Annotated in this window: 21 protein-coding genes and 1 riboswitch; of the genes, 12 read left to right on the top strand and 9 right to left on the bottom strand. The window is 43.6% G+C overall.

The features are described 5' to 3' along the window. The first annotated feature begins 541 nt into the window (after positions 1 to 541). From helD to ACXADE_RS11450, 3 genes are all read left to right on the top strand, one after another. Positions 542 to 2,851: an RNA polymerase recycling motor HelD gene (helD, locus tag ACXADE_RS11460; RefSeq protein ID WP_474980601.1), complete on the top strand. Its 2,310-nt coding sequence runs from the start codon at positions 542 to 544 to the stop codon at positions 2,849 to 2,851. A gap of 205 nt (positions 2,852 to 3,056) precedes the next feature. Continuing rightward, on the top strand, positions 3,057 to 3,530 hold the full coding sequence (locus tag ACXADE_RS11455; RefSeq protein ID WP_474980600.1) for a DUF2975 domain-containing protein: 474 nt from the start codon (positions 3,057 to 3,059) through the stop codon (positions 3,528 to 3,530). 605 nt (positions 3,531 to 4,135) lie between these two features. Beyond that, positions 4,136 to 4,639: an N-acetyltransferase family protein gene (locus ACXADE_RS11450; RefSeq protein ID WP_474980599.1), complete on the top strand. Its 504-nt coding sequence runs from the start codon at positions 4,136 to 4,138 to the stop codon at positions 4,637 to 4,639. 788 nt (positions 4,640 to 5,427) lie between these two features. Here ACXADE_RS11450 and ACXADE_RS11445 read toward each other — a convergent pair. After that, positions 5,428 to 6,237, bottom strand: coding sequence for a ZIP family metal transporter (locus tag ACXADE_RS11445; protein WP_474980598.1), 810 nt, complete (start codon positions 6,235 to 6,237; stop codon positions 5,428 to 5,430). Positions 6,238 to 6,504: 267 nt separating this feature from the next. Here ACXADE_RS11445 and ACXADE_RS11440 point away from each other — a divergent pair, with 267 nt between their 5' ends. From ACXADE_RS11440 to ACXADE_RS11405, 8 genes are all read left to right on the top strand, one after another. Continuing rightward, complete coding sequence (locus ACXADE_RS11440; RefSeq protein WP_474980597.1) at positions 6,505 to 7,065, top strand: PadR family transcriptional regulator; 561 nt, start codon at positions 6,505 to 6,507, stop codon at positions 7,063 to 7,065. Continuing rightward, entirely contained in the window at positions 7,065 to 7,562 is a 498-nt protein-coding gene (locus tag ACXADE_RS11435; protein ID WP_474980596.1) for a DUF4188 domain-containing protein, read from the top strand. The genes ACXADE_RS11440 and ACXADE_RS11435 overlap by 1 nt, the downstream gene beginning before the upstream one ends. 624 nt (positions 7,563 to 8,186) lie before the next feature. Continuing rightward, positions 8,187 to 8,375 (top strand): DUF6366 family protein, encoded by a 189-nt coding sequence (locus ACXADE_RS11430; protein WP_474980595.1) that lies wholly within the window; start codon positions 8,187 to 8,189, stop codon positions 8,373 to 8,375. Positions 8,376 to 8,470: 95 nt separating this feature from the next. Next, positions 8,471 to 8,803, top strand: coding sequence for a hypothetical protein (locus tag ACXADE_RS11425; RefSeq protein ID WP_474980594.1), 333 nt, complete (start codon positions 8,471 to 8,473; stop codon positions 8,801 to 8,803). Between the two features lie 248 nt (positions 8,804 to 9,051). Then, positions 9,052 to 9,315, top strand: a complete 264-nt coding sequence (locus ACXADE_RS11420; RefSeq protein ID WP_474980593.1) for a hypothetical protein — start codon at positions 9,052 to 9,054, stop codon at positions 9,313 to 9,315. A gap of 608 nt (positions 9,316 to 9,923) precedes the next feature. Beyond that, entirely contained in the window at positions 9,924 to 10,427 is a 504-nt protein-coding gene (locus ACXADE_RS11415) for a DUF6199 family natural product biosynthesis protein (RefSeq protein ID WP_474980592.1), read from the top strand. An 80-nt stretch (positions 10,428 to 10,507) separates the two neighbouring features. Beyond that, entirely contained in the window at positions 10,508 to 10,885 is a 378-nt protein-coding gene (locus ACXADE_RS11410) for a hypothetical protein (protein WP_474980591.1), read from the top strand. A gap of 477 nt (positions 10,886 to 11,362) precedes the next feature. After that, the gene (locus ACXADE_RS11405) at positions 11,363 to 11,773 is read left to right on the top strand and encodes an NUDIX hydrolase (protein WP_474980590.1); all 411 of its coding nucleotides are present in this window, start codon (positions 11,363 to 11,365) and stop codon (positions 11,771 to 11,773) included. A gap of 89 nt (positions 11,774 to 11,862) precedes the next feature. Here ACXADE_RS11405 and ACXADE_RS11400 read toward each other — a convergent pair whose 3' ends face one another. The 6 genes from ACXADE_RS11400 to ACXADE_RS11375 all read right to left on the bottom strand — a co-directional run bounded on the left by ACXADE_RS11400 (position 11,863) and on the right by ACXADE_RS11375 (position 16,716). Then, a complete protein-coding gene (locus tag ACXADE_RS11400; RefSeq protein ID WP_474980589.1) occupies positions 11,863 to 12,645 on the bottom strand; it encodes an energy-coupling factor transporter transmembrane component T family protein in 783 nt (260 codons plus the stop codon). Next, the gene (locus ACXADE_RS11395; RefSeq protein ID WP_474980588.1) at positions 12,632 to 14,257 is read right to left on the bottom strand and encodes an ABC transporter ATP-binding protein; all 1,626 of its coding nucleotides are present in this window, start codon (positions 14,255 to 14,257) and stop codon (positions 12,632 to 12,634) included. The genes ACXADE_RS11400 and ACXADE_RS11395 overlap by 14 nt, the downstream gene beginning before the upstream one ends. Beyond that, a complete protein-coding gene (locus ACXADE_RS11390) occupies positions 14,254 to 14,832 on the bottom strand; it encodes an ECF transporter S component (RefSeq protein WP_474980587.1) in 579 nt (192 codons plus the stop codon). The genes ACXADE_RS11395 and ACXADE_RS11390 overlap by 4 nt, the downstream gene beginning before the upstream one ends. Continuing rightward, complete coding sequence (locus ACXADE_RS11385; protein ID WP_474980586.1) at positions 14,829 to 15,434, bottom strand: YkoF family thiamine/hydroxymethylpyrimidine-binding protein; 606 nt, start codon at positions 15,432 to 15,434, stop codon at positions 14,829 to 14,831. The genes ACXADE_RS11390 and ACXADE_RS11385 overlap by 4 nt, the downstream gene beginning before the upstream one ends. A gap of 93 nt (positions 15,435 to 15,527) precedes the next feature. Further along, positions 15,528 to 15,630: riboswitch (TPP riboswitch) on the bottom strand. 118 nt (positions 15,631 to 15,748) lie between these two features. Continuing rightward, positions 15,749 to 15,979, bottom strand: coding sequence for a hypothetical protein (locus tag ACXADE_RS11380; protein WP_474980585.1), 231 nt, complete (start codon positions 15,977 to 15,979; stop codon positions 15,749 to 15,751). Between the two features lie 191 nt (positions 15,980 to 16,170). Further along, positions 16,171 to 16,716 carry a DUF420 domain-containing protein gene (locus ACXADE_RS11375; protein WP_474980584.1) on the bottom strand — a complete coding sequence of 182 codons (546 nt, stop codon included), beginning with the start codon at positions 16,714 to 16,716 and terminating at the stop codon, positions 16,171 to 16,173. 200 nt (positions 16,717 to 16,916) lie between these two features. Between ACXADE_RS11375 and ACXADE_RS11370 the strand changes: the two genes are divergently transcribed. Next, positions 16,917 to 17,342: an RDD family protein gene (locus tag ACXADE_RS11370; RefSeq protein ID WP_474980583.1), complete on the top strand. Its 426-nt coding sequence runs from the start codon at positions 16,917 to 16,919 to the stop codon at positions 17,340 to 17,342. Positions 17,343 to 17,348: 6 nt separating this feature from the next. On the opposite strand, the gene ACXADE_RS11365 is transcribed toward ACXADE_RS11370, so the two are convergent. After that, a complete protein-coding gene (locus ACXADE_RS11365) occupies positions 17,349 to 17,645 on the bottom strand; it encodes a hypothetical protein (protein ID WP_474980582.1) in 297 nt (98 codons plus the stop codon). Next, positions 17,642 to 17,800 (bottom strand): hypothetical protein, encoded by a 159-nt coding sequence (locus tag ACXADE_RS11360; RefSeq protein WP_474980581.1) that lies wholly within the window; start codon positions 17,798 to 17,800, stop codon positions 17,642 to 17,644. The genes ACXADE_RS11365 and ACXADE_RS11360 overlap by 4 nt, the downstream gene beginning before the upstream one ends. Position 17,801 lies beyond the last annotated feature (1 nt).

The raw sequence follows: 17,801 nt of genomic DNA, 5'->3' as shown, positions 1-17,801 counted from the left end.
TCATTTCCTAACCTAATGGAGATGTTGACTACTTCATTAGTTTTTCTCAACTTCTTGTTGGAGCTATAAATATGTTAACGAGCCGCTTTGTTCATAATTATATTGACTTCTTTAGCAGATAAGCTGGAATTGTTTTGCAACACAATAAGTATCCGATCAGTAAGTGGCAGTGATAATAAAGAGTTGTGTAACTTTTCTTCATAGCATAGATCAATGTAAGCTTGGTGAAAAACTGAAATAGAAAATTCTTCAGTAACCGAAGGACTCCCTAATATTCAAAACAAATCTGATAGACCATATTTTTTGTGAGGGAATGTTCCTTTTTATGTAGGAATAGAAAAAAAGAACCTGGAATTTTCCAGGTTCTTTTATATTGCATATCAAAATGAGTAATGATAGAATCATAACACAAGTGTGACTTATTATAAGAAGATATAATACCCCTATTTTACATTTTAATTTTACCATGTGACTGAGTACTTGTCAAATGCTGCGAAAAAAGTGTTCGATAGTGTTTAAAAAGAGGGGAGGAGTGGAGGATTTGAATAAAGACATTCAAAGAGAGCAGAAATATTTGGATAAGGTAATGGAAACGGTGGCGAATAAAATTGATGCTGTGGAAGCGGATTCGGTCAAGCGCAAAGAAGAAGTCATTCATATTCGTAAGCACTTTTGGGATGATCTGAAAGTGAATATGGATACGTTTGATGATTATTTAGAAACGATTATTGGAATGAGGCAGCAGGCACAGGATTTGTCTGTTACCCAAAGCAGTCATAAACATGCCTTTGACAGACTGAAGAAACTTAAACGAGTCGAAAAATCACCGTATTTCGGCCGGGTTGACTTCAGGGAGCAAGGGACTGCAGAAACGGAGTGTGTCCACATCGGAGTGGCGACAGTTACGGATAAATCAAACGAAGAGATCCTGGTCTACGATTGGAGAGCACCCATTTCAAGTATCTATTATGATTACCCCCCTGGTCCGGCTGAATATTCGACTCCGAGTGGACCCGTTGAAGGAGTTCTTGAAAAGAAGTGGCAGTACACGATCAAGAAGGGTGTCATAGAGTCGATGTTCGATACGAGCCTGACGATCGGAGATGAAGTTCTCCAGGAAGTATTAGGGCACAGCACCCATAAACATATGCAGAGTATCGTTGCTACCATCCAGAAAGAACAAAACTACATCATCCGGAACATTAATTCTAAGTTATTGGTTGTACAAGGCGCGGCCGGCAGCGGCAAAACTTCTGCAGCCCTTCAGCGGATTGCTTATTTCCTATATAAATACCGTGAAAAGGTTACAGCAGATCAGATCATTCTTTTTTCTCCCAACAATATGTTCAGTAATTACGTGTCCCATGTGTTACCAGAACTCGGCGAAGAGAACATGGAGCAGGAGACATTTCAAAATTACCTGAATTACCGATTGAAGAATTCCTTCAAGGTTGAGGATCCGTACGACCAGTTGGAATTTCTGCTGGAATGTAAGGATCATCCCCAATATCAAACAAGAAAAGCAAGCATTCCATTCAAGGCTTCCTCTGTATTTTTCGAAGGGATGAAAAGGTACCGGAAGGCATTGGAGACTTCCGGGATGCTGTTCAGAGGTATTAAGTTCCGAGGCGAAATCATTGTGTCCTCCGAAGAAATCGCTGAAGAATTTTACAATAAGAATACTTCCCTGCGCTTTCTAAATCGGATTGAAAAGTTGAAAGAGGGGTTGTTGCAAAAAATTGATGAGTTGGCAAAGACGGAAAGGGAGAAGGCATGGGTGCAGGAAGAAATCGAGCTGCTCGGTAAAAATGACCTTCAGAAAATATACAATCAATTAGAAGAAGATAATTACGATTTTTATGATCAAGAAAATCGTATGTTGGGGCGCTTAGTTGTGCAAAGAAGACTGAAATCTTTACGGAAAAAAATTGACGCCCTCGAATTTATCAATTTAAAAAAGTTATACATGCAGCTATTCGATCAATCGATGGATGAAAAGTTGTGGAATCCTGAGGATATTCCTGCGGAGTGGGAAGAAGCCTGTCTCTTAACGCGTGAGAGGTTGAATGTAAATGAATTGTATTACGAAGATGCTACGCCATTCTTGCTTTTGAAGGAACTGATCCAAGGCTTTCAGTCCAATTCATCGGTTAAATATGTCCTCATTGATGAAGCGCAGGACTATTCGATTTTCCAATTCGAGTTTATTAAACGGTTATTCCCTGCGGCGAGAATGACGGTACTGGGCGATTTCAACCAGGCGATTTTTGCCCATTCGGGTGATTTAACCAGCTTTGAGGATCTTTCTGGTTTGTATGGGGAAGATGATACGGAACTTGTTCAATTGGAGCGTAGTTATCGATCGACTAAGCAGATTATAGCGTTTACCCGCGGACTTGTTCAAGAAGGAGATCGTATCAAAGCTTTTGAACGCGAGGGGGAAAAGCCTACTCTTAAAGTGGTGAATGATCACCTCGAACTACATGAAGCTATTCAAGCGAAAGTGGCAGATTTGAGGGAACGTGGGTCAGAGACGGTCGCCATCATTTGTAAGTCAGCTGCAGAGAGTGTGGCTGCTTATCAGTTTTTAAACGCCATTCAACATCTGACCCTCGTGGAGAAGAATACGAAAGAGTACCAAAAAGGTGTCCTAATTATCCCTGCTTATCTTGCTAAAGGAATCGAGTTTGATTCTGTTATTATCTACAATGCCTCTAAGAAAGTGTATGATGACGAGAACTTGAGAAGGTTGTTTTATACAGCGTGTACAAGAGCAATGCATCATTTACACTTGTATAGCGTCGGTGAACCGTGTTCCTTTTTGTATGATTCAGAGCATATTGATCAATGAACAGTATAGATTCCAAGTAAAGGGAGGAAGTTTAAGGTAAATGTAGTTATTGCTTAAAGGAAGAGCGTTTCTCAATTGGTAGAAACGCTCTTTTTTTTTGCGCCAAGTAACGATTAAATATTGCTGAGCAATATTTATTTATTGTTAATCGATAAATGATGTGGTAAAGTATTGCTAACATTTAATTAGCGATGAGGTGCTTTAAATGAGTTTAAAAATAAGTTCTACTTTATATTTGAAGGTCATTGCTTTTCTTGTTGGACTTGCTGTGTTGGGTGTGTGTGTATATTGGTTGCCTGAAGCGGCTAGAAGGGATGCGATTGAGCGCCCTGGTGATTATTCGCTATATCCTCTTTTAGTATGTGCCTATGGAATATGTGTAACGTTTTCTGTAGCTTTGTATCAAGTGTTTAAACTATTAACCTATATCGAACAGAATAATTGTCTCTCTGAGTTATCTTTTCAATCATTGAAGCTAATAAAAAAATGCGCTTATATTATCATATTCTTTATTTTGTTAGCGGTTGTTTATTTAAAGGTGCTAGCTTACTTCACAGGGGATGACCCCGCAGGGCCGATATCACTAGGTTTAATAGGGGTTATAGCCACTAGCGTCTTCGCGACTTTTGTAAATGTTCTTCAGAAACCAATAAAAAACGTCTTAGATGAACAACGGTGAAGACCCTTGTAAAATAGAAAACGGAGCATTGAACCAACGTGTACTTCAGGTGGATCAATGTAATGATGTCGATCGCTGATTTTATTGAAACTTCCTGAATACTGAGGATTGTTCGATAGAGTGGCTTTGAATGTTGATTACTATACATCCTGAATCCAACTTCATAGAATCGTTAATAATATTCGTTACGGAACTTCTGCGGTCCACTAGTAAGGGGGTTTAATGTGATTAGCTGGATTTTGATGGTTTTTTATATGGTTGTGACTGTATCTTGGATCATGAATTCCTCTTATTTATTTTCAACGGTCGGGATGTTTACATGGATCATGTCTATTGTGTTAGGGGGGATAACATATAAGCAAATGAAACATAGAAGTAAAGGTAGGAATATGGTGCTTTACGCGTTGTGTTTTATGGTTTTTTTATTGAGTGTTACAGGTTTAATAGAGTATGCTGTGCATTTTATGCCATGAAAAGAACTGATCATGATGGAGAGTGATTGCCTTAGTTAGAGGTGGATACCTAAGGACCCCTCTAGTCATATTAATATTGAAAAGAATAGGGAGTTTTTTCTCCTCCATCAACGAATGGAAGTAGGTGAGGATATGGATGGTAAAATAGCTATTGGTAATATGCGCCCAATGGATTGGGGACAGGTGAGAGAAATTTACCTTGAAGGAATAGCTACAAAAAATGCAACTTTCCAAGAAGAGGCACCTTCTTGGGATGAGTGGGATAAGGATCATATGCCTGAGTGCCGAATTGTTGCACGTTCAAAAGAGAACGTTGCAGGTTGGGCGGCATTGAGTCGGACTTCAAGTCGGCGTGTATATGCAGGGGTTGCAGAAGTGAGTGTTTACGTTAGTTCAACAAGTAAGGGGAAAGGGATTGGCAGTTTACTCTTAAAGACTTTGATTGAGTTAAGTGAACAGAATGGAATTTGGACCTTGCAAGCAGGGATTTTCCCTGAAAATGTCTCAAGTCTTCTATTACATAAAAAGTATGGTTTCCGAGAAGTGGGACGTCGAGAGCGTATAGGTGAAATGGATGGCGTATGGCGCGATGTCATTTTGCTAGAAAGGAGAAGTGCTGAAGTAGGTGTCGGGTAGATGAATGGCGTACATGCTGTAAGTGGGGGTATCAAATCAATGGATAGCAAGTGGCAGTTAATATAGCTGCCCTGTAGATGGATACGGTAAGAATAAGAAGGCCCCATCAAAACAGATGGGACCTTCATGAAGCGATCATTTTCTACATGTTCCCACTAAATTGGTTAAAAATGTGAGAAGATAATTTCATAGTAAATGGTAATAGAATACATCGTTCGTGTAAACATGCCTAAATGACCAGTTTTGTAATAGGGGCAAGGACGATCTATCATATGCTTATAAAAAATGTGAGGGATTAAATGAAAGATTTAATTAGAAAGTTATTCGGGGTTAGATATGAGGGCGTCTTCGCTAAGATCACTTATAATGTTTCCATTATAATATGGTTCGTATTCAATGGGATATGGATCGCACAAGTATTTCTTTTTAACAGTATATATATGTTTCTAAGTGGTCTAGGAGTTTCACTATTATTCGTTTTTCTATTTAGGATTGTTTATGGTTTGAATGCAAAAATCCTTCGCTGGAAGTGATTTAGAACCAGCCAGGAATTTTTCAGGTAGATGAGTCTTCGGTGGTTTGGAAGAAGTTAGTCGTCAATACGAATAAACCAAAGCACTGTTTTTCGGGAATAGGCAGTTAATGAAAACGGATAGTTACCATCGTATATTCATTAAAGTTTGTGATATTAAGGAATACCATCTGTATGGTATTCGAACACAGCAGGTTTTCAAAGAATTGGTTCATTAAAGAAACCCGGCAGATAAAATCTGTCGGGTTTTCATTTTTTATCCAAGGGCAACATCCAACGTCATCATTACAGCAAAACCAATCATCAAACTGATGGACGCTAAGTTCACATTTCCTTTTTCATGGGATCCGGGGATAATTTCTTTAGCCACAACGAAAATCATAGCTCCAGCTGCAAAGCTTAAGGCATAAGGGAGAATAGGTTCAATGAGTATGACTGCAAAGGCCCCTACAATAGCGGCAATCGGTTCGACCATGCCGGAAAATTGGCCAAACATAAAACTTTTCTTTTTCCCCATTCCATCCCTGTGAAGTGGCATGGATACCGCTGTTCCTTCTGGAAAGTTTTGAATGCCTATACCGAGGGCAAGGGCAATGGCACCGGCAAGAGTAGCTTCTGTTCCGCTTGAAGCCAGCGCGCCAAAAGCGACGCCTACAGCCAGACCTTCCGGGATGTTATGAAGAGTCATAGAAAAAATGAGAAGCGCTGTCCGTTTTTTTGCTCTTTCATCCTTGATATCGTGCATATAGCGTTCGGTGTCAAGGGATGGGATCAGGCGGTCGATGAAAAGCAGCAGCGCACCGCCGAGTAAAAAGCCAACCACTGCTGGTATATAGGAGGGGAGCGGTCCATCAGAGGACATCTCTATGGCAGGTGCGAGAAGAGACCAGAAACTTGCGGCAATCATCACCCCTCCTGCAAACGCGAGCATACTGTCAAGAAATCTTTGATTGGTTCGTTTAACGAAGAAGACAAGGGAGGCACCAAGGGCGGTCATTCCCCATGTGAATAATGTACTAATGAACGCTTGGGTAACCGGGTGCATTCCTTCTAGGAACTCTAACATGTATATTTCTCCTTCCTTGAAGATGAAAGTTGAGTGTGTGCAAAAAATGTTGATAGGCTCAGTTTAAATGGAAGGAAGAAAATGGTCAACAAATTTGCCGTCAAGTATATTCATCTGGTCAATCAGGCCCCTCAATATTTCAAGTTGAAAGGTTCAACCCTTAATTGCATACAAGTAACCATAAATTTAAGTTTACATTTATTTGAATATTTGATAAATTATATATATCAAAGTGATATATATCAAAAAGATATAGGGGAGGGTACCATGGGTCAAAAAAACTACACACTATATGCATTGCTCGGCCTTTTAACGACGGGAGACCACACGGGATATTCGATGAAGCAAATGATTGATGGGAGTTTAAATCATTTTTGGAAGATTAGCTACGGTCAAATATATCCTGCTTTGAAAGGGTTAGTGGATAAAGGGTTTGCAGAGGTGACGATTACACCTCAGCAAGGAAAACCTGATAAAAAAGAATACCATATAACATCGTCTGGAAAAGCAGCCTTGGACCAGTGGTTACAACAACCTGTACAAGAACTTCCCGTAGAGAAAAATGAATTCCTTTTGAAGCTATTTTTCGGCCGCCAACAGGACACATCTACCTCGATCAAACAAATAGAGCTCTACCATGAAAAACTTCTTGAGAGATATCACACTTATGAAGGAATCAAGCAGATGATCCTGACAGAGTCATGTGACCATAAGGATAAGCCTTTCTGGATGATTACGCTGGATTATGGGCTTAGTACTACTCATGCAGCTATTGAATGGTGTGTGAAAACTAAAGATATATTATTTAATCTTGAGGAGGAAGAATGATGGGAACTGAGATTTTCAAAGGTAGATTTACAGCTGATAACGCCAGGGAAAATGAATTTGTCGTCTTTCTGATCGGTATGCGTATAAATCAATGGTGGGCCGTGCACAAATGGGTGCCTGTATTATTGTCCATGCCAGCTATGGTCAGAGAGCTTTTCAAAAGGAAGGATGTTGGATTTCTTACGATGGAGAATTTCTTCAGCTTCCGTACGACTCTTATGGTCCAATATTGGAAATCGGAAGAGGATTTAATGAAGTATGCCCGAGGGGATAAACACTTGAAAGCCTGGAGGAACTTTAATAAAAAAGTACAAAACACTGATGCAGTTGGCATTTATCATGAGACTTATTTAATTAAACCTGCACAACATGAGGCCATTTACGGCAATATGCCAAGGTTCGGGTTAGCGAAAGCATTAGGTCTTACACCTATAACCAATTCTTCAAAAACCGCTCGCCAACGGCTTAAGAAAATAAATGATGGTAAGATCTTATAATCGAATATTCAACGTATGGGGCGGTTGTTAAAGCAACCGCTTCTTTGTATCCAACAGAAGATGTGAAACGATTTCCAACTGAAATCGTATGGGTAGGTAAGGAGAATAAATGAAGAATCTTGCTCATTCCTGATGGAGATTAAGTGTGATGGCTTTAGCAGTTCTTATAGGGGATTTTGTGGCCTCATTCATTGTATTGCGTGAATGGAATCCAAACTAAGTGTTTGGCTGCTTGGTCGCTTATGGATTCATCATTGCAACAGATGCACGGTACATCTTTATTAAAGGTTCTGTTAAAGTTTAGTGTTGATATAACTGCAAAAAAAGGAACTTCCAATATTATAGAAATTCCTTTTTTTATATTTGGCTTATTCAACGAAAGCTCCTTTTCTTGAAGACTTTATTTCGAGATGCTTGTGTGGTAGTCAGGGGCTGCGGGGGATGACTCGCTTTCCGCGGGAGCGCGGTGAGCCTCCTCAGGCTTACGCCTTGCGGGGTCTCACCCAGCACTCTTTACCTCGTAGATATCCGGTTTCTGCGCTTAGCGGCTAGTGAGACTTCCCTCGCTTCTGTACGATTGATGAAAAACATAAGACTGGCGGAACTACGAATGGAGGGACGCAAGTGAGTGAAAAGAAACCTGAAACCACCCGGGAAAGACTGAGGCAGGAAGAAATGAAAAAGGACGCTTCTGGCAGTTTTCATGGAGGAGGACTTCCTGATCTACTAGGGAATTTAGGATGGAAAAGCACGGGCATTATTATGATACTTATGATCGCAGGTTTCATCGTGTATAACGTTTTGTTTCGATAATGGCTCATGATATTGGAAGAGGATGTTATCGGAGTGATTTTCTATTTCCTGTAATATCGACCTTTTGTAGCTGGAACGTTAAGGAGGAATGGCGCATGGCAAAAAGCAGGATGTTTTTTATTTTTACAGTTTTTACGATTGCATTGATGGGGTGTGCTCATGTGGAAGAGGGGACATTCGTTCAAGGAGAAATAGCAGAAGTTAATAAGGAAAATGGAAGTATGGAAATTGAAATCAATACTTGGGTAACCGTAGGCGGTGCGGAGGAATTTTCATTTGAAGAGATCCCTGATACACAAAGGGTCCACGTGTCTGACCCAAAGAAATATGAGGAAGGACAAACGGTCGAGGTGAAAGTTGATAAGAAGGACAAGGAAGATGTCTGGGATTTAGATCAGTTAGAATTTGAGGTGGAAAAGGTGAAATGATTGATTGGGTTGCCTCGAAAACCATGGAAGTAGACGTGTAAAATATGCAAAATGGAGAAGGTGTTAGGACTAGAAGAAAAATGGCGTGTATTCCTGCTCCGTATAGGGGGATTCCTTGTTATGCTTGTTCTCATATTAAGTCCTATCAGGATAGGTTCTATGACAGTTTTTTTCTTAGCATTTACAAGTATAATGCCTGCGTTGGTTTCAAGAATGGCTTACATAAAAAACGATAGGAGGAAGAAGGTATGGCCGCCTTTAAAATTGTTAATATAATCCTGGCCATTACGGCTATGGTATTAGGATTCTCTCATCTATTTATGGATGGTTTTCAAATACCATCTGTCATATTTCTACCCTTTTTGTTTGTGTTCTTTTTACTCTTAGGAATTGAACAAGTGAAAAGCAATAAAAATAGAAGAGGTTATACATATATTGGGGCGGCTGTGTTATTACTGGTACCAGTGGTTAAGGTAACGGCTGACTTCTTGAACGGTTACGTTTCAATGTAACATGTATGTGCTGGATAGGAGTGATCGTTTTGAAACACATAAATAAATATGCGCTTTTTGTTGGGATAACCACCTTTCTATTATGTTTATTACTAATAAAAATAGTTTAAGCTTCAGAAAGGAACTACGGGAAGTACATGAACGGCGAACTATAGGTCTTAACGAAGCGGGGGTATTCCTTGAATAAATATTTCATAATAATGGAGAACTATTTGGAAGAGGTCGATAACAGGATCGACAATATCGTCACCTTTATCGTAATATTTTCCGTATTCATTTCTTCAAAAATACTGGACATTCCTTATATGTATTCGATAACTCTCTTTGTTTTCGTTCTAGTTGTGAGAACCGGTTGGGATTTGGTCCATCCGATATCAAGAAAACAAAAGCGGTATAAGCAGACGTTTAGTATTGCATTGGTGTTTGCGATTTTAAGTCCTATCGTATGGTTTGTGATAAGGATTTTACTCCCGCACCCTTATGGGATGCTCTATCCTTGACTCCACCTACACATTAAGGTCCCAACATTTAGGGAACAATCATTAGGGATCCTACCAGAACGATAAGCTATTGTTCTTCGTTATTTGATCGTACAGGGGGGGAGTAACATGAAACTATTTTTCCAAGTGTTTATCATATTTTTTGTATCTGTTTTTATCACAAGTCATGTAACCGCAGAATCTACTAAAGAAATCGAAATATCCAATGGAGCAGTAGTGGAGGTGTCCTTTGAAGGAGGAACCGATCATTACAAGTATGAAGTCGTGTTCAGTAATGGCCATGAGTATTATTACGAAGAAACAGGAAATACAGGTTATGGTCGAGGCTCTAGTGATCTAACAATGGCAGAGATGGATATGGCAGATGAGGCGATTGAGAAATACGAACAATTACACAAGGCTGCCACCATTTCTCCTAATAACTCCTGGGGAAATCCATTAGGGATAGGGATCGCTTTAGTGGGATTGTTCATAACGATTTTTCCATCTGCCGCTTGGTTTTTAGAAATAGGATGGAAATTGCGAGACTCTGAGCCTAGTGATCTTGCCCTGATAGCGAATCGGGTGAGTGGTATAATAATGGCGATTGTAGGGTTGGTTTTCTTTTTATAGAAGGAAAGCAGTTAAGGCTATTCATCAAATGCCTTCATAATTGTGACCATGAAAACGAAGCTTCGGGGGAGGGCATTTTGGTGAAAGGAAAGACGTTCGTCCAACTATTCATTTTCATTACAGGTGGTTTGCTTTTTATCTTTTCCATGGATTTACCAGTGCTTGGTTATAAAAAGTTGGAGTACATAGAAGAAACGTCCACCCATCAAGTCATTGTTTATAATTGGTATGGAAAAGAAACGAACGAACAAGCTTTTGTGGGGGAACCTTCAAATATGCTGGCTATCTTTCAAAAGCAGGTTAGAATTCAGAGGTTGCAAGCATCTATTGTGTTATTTGCCCTGATTACATTGGCCGCATGGGGATTTAAAGAACATAAAATGTATCGATACGGAAGCGTGCTCATTTTAATCTCATTAATTATGACTGATATCATTCTGATCCACATGTTTAATTAGGCAAATATAATCGATGGTATGTTTACAACCATAGGGTGTTGAGCACTTCTTGCAACAAGGTGTCCTTATCTTCTCCCCAATGCTTCCGAGCTTGTCCGAGTTCAAATGTTTTAGTTGATGATAGGAAAGAAATAATATCGAGGTGATCTTTTGAAAATCGCAAAATCTTTACTATTAATTTTAGGTATTTCTCTTATAACGTTTGCATTATTCACGGAAGAACCCTCAAAGGTGATGCCTTTTGTTCTACCGTTATTAGGTTGTTTTATGATTCTTAAATCGATAGATGAGCATAACACCGTCAAACACCGTTACCTCAGTTATTTTAAAGGGACGGTAGGGGTGCTTGCCATCATTGCCTCTTATTTCGCTATTACTGGAATGTAAGGAAACTTAATGGCAGGTAACGGATATGTTTAACGTATTGTAAAGGGTGGTTAGCTAGGTTAGGCAGCAACCAAATAGGAGTGATTGATCGTGAAACGAGTGGACGTCGCTTACGCCTTTATCTTTGATGAAAGCGAAAAGAAGGTACTGATGGTTAAAAATGTAGATGGAGGGTGGTCCCTTCCAGGAGGTGCCGTTGAGGAAGGGGAAACATTCGAACAAGCAGCAAGGCGGGAATGTAAGGAAGAAACGAATGCCACGATTGAGGTTGGGCACATCGTTGCTGTCAATGAAGCCTTCATTGAAGATACGGGCCATCATGCTTTATTCATAGTGTATAAAGCGAATATTGTAGAAGGGGACATCCAAATCCTGTATAAAGATGAGATTGAAGAAGTGGTGTGGCTGGATCTGCCTACTGCGAACAGACGGATGCCCTACTATCCAGGTGGAGTTGAACGTTTACTTGAATCCTCGGCCCCTTATACTTTTCAAGGCTGAGTATTTGAACTGATCGTACATAGGAAAAAGAAAGCTCAGAGCCTCTGCTCTGAGCTTTTGTGTTTTTAAGGAGATCGTATGAAGAACCACTATATTTGTCCATTATACCAAGTGAAGGTTCCGAGGTAGATGGAGACAATGGCAACAGCAGCGAGCATTCCGAACATCATCAACGGGAAAAGCATGTCTTTCCCTTCCACGCTCATCGGCCGGTAATACGTCCGGCTGCGGGAACCTGTAAACCCTTTGGATTCCATGGCAATCGCGGTTCGTTCTGCTTTTCTGATCGCTCCTGCGAGAAGAGGGATAGCGAACCGTTTGTATTGCACCAGTTTTTCCTTCCATGAATCCGGCTGGTTGACGCCGCGGATCCTGTGGGCTGCGCGTACTTGGCTGAATTCTGTCCGCAGCATCGGAAGGAAGCGGTAGCCGGCCATGACGCCATAAGCGATTTTCGGTGGCAGCTTCAACTGTTGGATGAGGCTCAGGATGAATTGGACCATATCCGTCGTGAATAGGAACAGCAGAGAGAGACTTGCGAAGGCAAGCACTCGTAAACCGAGCGCTGCCGCGACGCGGACGTCTTCCTGAGGGAATTCCATCCACAGCACATCATAAACCGTGCCGGATGAACTTCCAGATCCATCAGAGAAAACGATCGTCGTCCAGAACATCCCGAAAGCGAACAGGGTGAACGGCAGAAAATAAAACAGGTAATGCTTCTTTTTGAACGAACCGAACAAAAACGTCGCGGCGACCGTCCATAAGATATACAGGGCCGGGGTTACTGGATCGAATACAAAGGCGAGCAGGAAAACAGCGCCGATGATCGTCAAAGCTTTGACAGTTGGATTCACGTTATGAAGATACATACGCCCGCTCCTTCCGTGCTTTATCGATTCTTTTCCATTGCTCGCCGGGTGGAAGTTCCAGATGAAAGTCTGCCAGGTTTTCCGTCTGCCACAGATCATCCGGCCGCCCGTCAAACGCGATTTGTCCGGCATCCATCACGACGGTGCGTGTTGCATATTCTTCGACAAGCTCCATGTCATGGGTGATCATCACGATCGTCGTTCCGTTCCGATGCTTTTCCTTGAGGAGGGTCATCAATTCTGCCGTCGACTGTTCATCCTGGCCGAACGTCGGTTCATCGAGGATGAGGAGCTGTTGATCTTCGACGATCATCGTCGCGACGCTGAGCCGTCGTTTCTGTCCCTGACTGAGCAGGAAAGGGTGCTGGTCGGCGAATGCTTCCAGACGGCAGAAGGTCAAAGTGTCCCGGACGATACCTTTCCAACGCTCTTCAGCCATTCCAGAGTGTTTCAGACTGAAGGCGACTTCGTCATACACAGTATCGGTGATGAACTGATGCTCCGGGTTTTGGAAAACGTATCCGATTTCTTTGCGCATGTCCTTCTCCCGCCATTTCTTTAACGGCTGGTTATGCAGGGTGAGGGTGCCATCATCCGGCCGCTGGATGCCGGCAAGGATTTTAGAAAGCGAGGATTTTCCGCTCCCGTTCTTTCCGAGAAGCGCGATCCATTCGCCTTCCTTTACCGAGAGATCGATGTTTTTCAAAATCGTTTTCCACTGTACACCTTCCGCCTTCAATGGGACATTTTGATTCTTTTCGTCATAAGGAACAGCAAAATCTTCCGGCCCAGCCGGCAGTTCTTCCACCCGTAGTGGGTAGGGGGCCGACCAGCTGTGCTTCAAGGCGATCCTTGTGGCATACGGAAGCTGGATTCCCATCTTATGGACTTCCGGTGCGCTCGTCCTCAAATAGTCGAACGTCGGACCGTCGTAGGCAAGGCTTCCGGTCTTGTCGATGATCAATAGTCTCTCCAGGCCGTCCAGCCATCCTTCCAACTTGTGTTCGATGACGAGCAGAGTGAAGGCCAACTCTTTTTTCAGAGTCTTCATCAGTCTTATAAAATGGGTCCGTGCAATTGGATCGAGGTTTGCGGTCGGCTCATCAAGGATGACGATGTCCGGTTCCATCGCGAGGATGCACGCGAGCGCGATTTTCTGCTTCTGACCGCCGGAAAGGTCGGATAGATGGGCTGTTTTATAGTCTTCCATCCCGACCCAGGCAAGCGCCTGATCCACTTTTTCCTTCATGGCACCGAGCGGGGTGTTCAAGTTTTCAAGACCGAAAGCAATCTCATCTTCGACCGTCAACATACAAAACTGAGTTTCAGGATCCTGGAAGACGACCCCGACCTTGCGGGAGAGCGCCCCTGCCGGATAGTCGGCGGTGTTCGTTCCGTCGATGTAAACCTCTCCTTCAAGATGCCCGTCAAGCTCTCTCGGGTAAAGCCCGTTCAGGCAGTGGGTGAGGGAACTTTTCCCCGACCCGCTCGGGCCGAGGAGAAGGACGCCATCTCCCTGGTCTACGGTGAAATCAAGGCTTGAGAGCACGGGGTGTTCTTGTTCTTCGTAAAAGAGGCTTAATCCTTTGGTCCTTACAATTTCTCTACTCATGCTGCCCGCTTCCTCCGGTATTCTTTGCCGAGAGCGAAGCTTGACAGGACGCCGGTCTTCGCCAGCGCATCGCTGAGCGCCTTGCCGGCAACGCCTGAAATGACGGCTCCGCTGATGAGCCGGACGATGAACATCGCAAGCACATATCCGGTGCCAAGGGCGGCGTAGCCCTGAAGGAAGTACCCCCAGACGAAGCTGAAGACTGCGGCCATCACCCCTGCGAGCATTAGCGTGAACAGGTCGTATCGTTTGTAACGGGTCATGGCGAAGGCTGATTCAGCCCCGAGCCCCTGAACGATCCCTGTGATGAGGAGGATCGGTCCGACCGCATTGCCGAGCAGCACTTCGACCGCTGCTGCGATGGTCTCTGAAATGAACGCTGCCCCGGGTTTTCGGATGATGTAGGCGGCGATGATGGAAACGATGAACCAGATGCCGAAGATCAGGTCATAGCCGATCGGTCCGAAAAAACCGACGAGAATTTTGCCGACCGGAAGGAAGGCGAGATAGACGACAGCAAAGACGACGGCGAGGACGGACATGACGACGATTTCTTTCAACTTCCAGCTGTTCATTCTTTCGCCTCCTCATGGGAAGGGCTGTTGGCAGAGACGGTCACGGTCATCACCGTATGGGAAGAACCGCCCGCTTCCGTCGCTCTGAACACGTCTTCCAGTCCTGTGAAAATGTCCCGCGTATCCCCATCAAGACGGGTGGAGTAGTGGGCAGGACTGACGTCGACCCCTCGTTCTTTCATTGCCTCGATCTGCTGGTAGATGATGTCCATGTAATCACCGCCACCCATCGGATATAACGAGAATTTCGCAGCAATCCGCTGTTCGATGTCCTCGATCTGAGGAGCATTCAGGCGTTTTGGATTTTCATCGATATGGGCATCCCCGGATGAATCCCCGGGACAACCGATGGAAAAGGTGCCTTGGAAGGCGACATGCACGCCTGTTTTTGCGATATGTAGAAGAATCGCTTCTGTGACATCAAAGACGTGTTCCATCCGACCCCGGACCGTCGTCGTGACATCATCCGTCTTCATCCAAACCTTCGAGCTGTCCACCTGCTCGAGGCTCCCTTTGATATAGTCGACGAACTGATCGGACATTGGATGCACCGAGAATGAGCATCCTGCGATTCTTGATGTTCCACATTGATTGTTCTCCATGATTCATTCCTCCTTTTTAATAAGCACAAAAAAACTGCATCCCATGGGAATGCAGTCTACCAATCATAAAGGAAGAACCGGTAAAGGTCCTTGTGAATGACGACCGCACTTCCCCACGCTGGTATTATCCAGTTCGGGTTCCAAGGGTCGGAACGGATCCTCTCAGCCGCTTCAAGCAGCCCCCCTAGTGCAAAACATGTATGCAGTTCTTATACGCTGCTTCCATCGTAGCGGAGAGTCGAAGATTTGTAAACTCCCATTCTCTTAAAAAAACGGCCCGACCCAACCTCAGCTTCCAAGGTCAGATCGTACCGTCATACTTTCATCAAGCGTATTTTCATCGTCTCCTGTTCATAGAAACAGTCGATATACGGGACTCGTTCATAAGGATAATACGTGACGGAGTTCGGGGTTCCGTTCATCCATTGATACAGGTCTTCCGTTGAAGCGATTTCACTCAACACCAGCTGGACATCTTTACCAGTCAACGAGGAGAATTTGGCCGACGTGAAACCTTCGTTCTTCATAAATTGGAGTAAGTCCATCATCGTCTCCTTAAATTTAGACCTGAAAGCATATTTTCCCTGTATAGGAAAATTTTAAACGTGAAAAGCTCGAAATGTAAGAAAACCCTTTTTAAACGTGTCCTCTATATTATCTTACAATAATAAACAGAAAGAAGGAAGGGAAGAGTTTCGACAAAAAGACAGACGCTCTGACACGTCTGTCTTCTTCATCAATAGTAAGGAGAAATCATCAGGTAGACGATGACACCGGTCAAACTGACATAAAGCCAGATCGGCATCGTCCACCTCGCGATTTTCCTGTGCTTATCTACTTTCATCGCAAGTCCGCGGAACAAGGTAAGCAGTGCGAGCGGTACGATGAGCGCGGCCAGTACGATATGGGTGATCAGAATGAAATAATAGATTGTCGCGATGATTCCTTCGCCGCCGAACGACGTCGAGTCCGCCATCGAATGGTACGTCAGGTACGAGATGAGGAACAGAGCGGTCGTTGAAAACGCTGCAAAAATGAAACGCTTGTGCCACTTGACGTTCTTCCGGATGATCATAAACAAAGCGGCAGACAAAAACACGAAGGTGAACGAGTTGAACACTGCATTGAGAAGCGGGAGGATTTTGAGGTTGAAGCCAAGATCCCCGTCGATTTTAGGTACGAACAACAACGCCACGACGATGAGGTTGATCGCAATGGAAAGTCCCACGACCCACGGGACATAGTTGAATTTTTTCATAGTATCGGTCCTTTCAAAACTCATGGTATCGCATCCTCATCAAGTATAAAGAAAGTGAGGAGAGAGATGCTATGACAGAAAACGCACAATTTGTCGAAGAGAACACTAATAAAAGAAAAAGAGATGGGGCAAATGCTCCATCTCTTTTTCTGTCTAATGGGTGAATGGGCAAACCGAACCTTAAGTACAGCCATAGGATATAGCACAGAAAGGAGGTGATCCGTTTGTCCGAACAAAACTTGTTCCTCAGATTCATAGCTACAGGCCTTGAGCTTATCCTGTCGGGATTTCTCGCCATTCTTTATACTGCCACGCAGGACACAGGGAGGGGGTTCGATCCCAACCCGGTTTTCTGGAAGGCGTTTATCATCATCCATGTCACCCTGCTTCTACTCGTTCCGATGTTCGCAAAAGGAAGGACGATCGGCCTGCTCCTGACGAACCTCGACATCCGCTCCAATTCAGGGAAAGCACCGCACCCTCTGCAGACGATCTGGCGGACCTTCGTCGGCTTCGGCCCCGTCATCCTCACCCAAGGGTTATGGTATGGCGTATCCTTATTCACCGCCCTTATTGACCGGCATGGAAGAGGGTGGAGTGAGCTTCTGTCCTACACGACCATTAAACAGAAAGGTCCACCTGTGGAATGAAACCCCTCAGGCCACGACTGATTTCCGGTGGCCGAACAACCTTGCCCCGATGAAGATGAACGTGAGCAGCAGCAACACCCAGATTCCATCCCTGTACGTCGAGTAAGACAAAGGCGCGACCCACATATGATAAAGCTCCAGCCCAAGCCAGCCGAGAGGGAAAATCGGTGCTGCTTTTGCATAACTGGAATGAATCACGGCTTTCCCCTGGGCCGTCTTTCCTTTCTCTCCCCATGAAAAGCGCAGCAAATAAACGAGTGCGATAAGAAAAGCAGGGGTCAATAACAATCCGACGACTATCATTTTTCTTTCCCCTTTTTTATGTGTTCGCGAATGGTTTGATCCAAATGTTCATCCATGGGATTTCTCTGCCCGATATTTTTCAGTCCATCTCCGATGAAGTAGCCGGCTAAGGCGATTCCTGCTGCCAGGATGACAGCGTCTAATGAAAATTCCATC

This window comes from Halobacillus sp. ABR2_026, assembly GCF_056158545.1.
This window is presented reverse-complemented; position numbering and strand designations above follow the sequence as displayed.

Excerpts from the sequence above, each read along its gene's own strand:
- ACXADE_RS11380 (WP_474980585.1), bottom strand. The coding sequence starts at position 15,979 with ATGGACTTACTCCAATTTATGAAGAACGAAGGTTTCACGTCGGCCAAA.
- ACXADE_RS11425 (WP_474980594.1), top strand. The coding sequence starts at position 8,471 with ATGGCAAAAAGCAGGATGTTTTTTATTTTTACAGTTTTTACGATTGCA.
- ACXADE_RS11455 (WP_474980600.1), top strand. The coding sequence starts at position 3,057 with ATGAGTTTAAAAATAAGTTCTACTTTATATTTGAAGGTCATTGCTTTT.
- ACXADE_RS11445 (WP_474980598.1), bottom strand. The coding sequence starts at position 6,237 with ATGTTAGAGTTCCTAGAAGGAATGCACCCGGTTACCCAAGCGTTCATT.
- ACXADE_RS11395 (WP_474980588.1), bottom strand. The coding sequence starts at position 14,257 with ATGAGTAGAGAAATTGTAAGGACCAAAGGATTAAGCCTCTTTTACGAA.
- ACXADE_RS11435 (WP_474980596.1), top strand. The coding sequence starts at position 7,065 with ATGGGAACTGAGATTTTCAAAGGTAGATTTACAGCTGATAACGCCAGG.
- ACXADE_RS11415 (WP_474980592.1), top strand. The coding sequence starts at position 9,924 with ATGAAACTATTTTTCCAAGTGTTTATCATATTTTTTGTATCTGTTTTT.
- ACXADE_RS11385 (WP_474980586.1), bottom strand. The coding sequence starts at position 15,434 with ATGGAGAACAATCAATGTGGAACATCAAGAATCGCAGGATGCTCATTC.
- ACXADE_RS11420 (WP_474980593.1), top strand. The coding sequence starts at position 9,052 with ATGGCCGCCTTTAAAATTGTTAATATAATCCTGGCCATTACGGCTATG.
- ACXADE_RS11375 (WP_474980584.1), bottom strand. The coding sequence starts at position 16,716 with ATGAGTTTTGAAAGGACCGATACTATGAAAAAATTCAACTATGTCCCG.
- ACXADE_RS11365 (WP_474980582.1), bottom strand. The coding sequence starts at position 17,645 with ATGATAGTCGTCGGATTGTTATTGACCCCTGCTTTTCTTATCGCACTC.
- ACXADE_RS11390 (WP_474980587.1), bottom strand. The coding sequence starts at position 14,832 with ATGAACAGCTGGAAGTTGAAAGAAATCGTCGTCATGTCCGTCCTCGCC.
- ACXADE_RS11450 (WP_474980599.1), top strand. The coding sequence starts at position 4,136 with ATGGATGGTAAAATAGCTATTGGTAATATGCGCCCAATGGATTGGGGA.
- ACXADE_RS11360 (WP_474980581.1), bottom strand. The coding sequence starts at position 17,800 with ATGGAATTTTCATTAGACGCTGTCATCCTGGCAGCAGGAATCGCCTTA.
- ACXADE_RS11400 (WP_474980589.1), bottom strand. The coding sequence starts at position 12,645 with ATGTATCTTCATAACGTGAATCCAACTGTCAAAGCTTTGACGATCATC.
- ACXADE_RS11440 (WP_474980597.1), top strand. The coding sequence starts at position 6,505 with ATGGGTCAAAAAAACTACACACTATATGCATTGCTCGGCCTTTTAACG.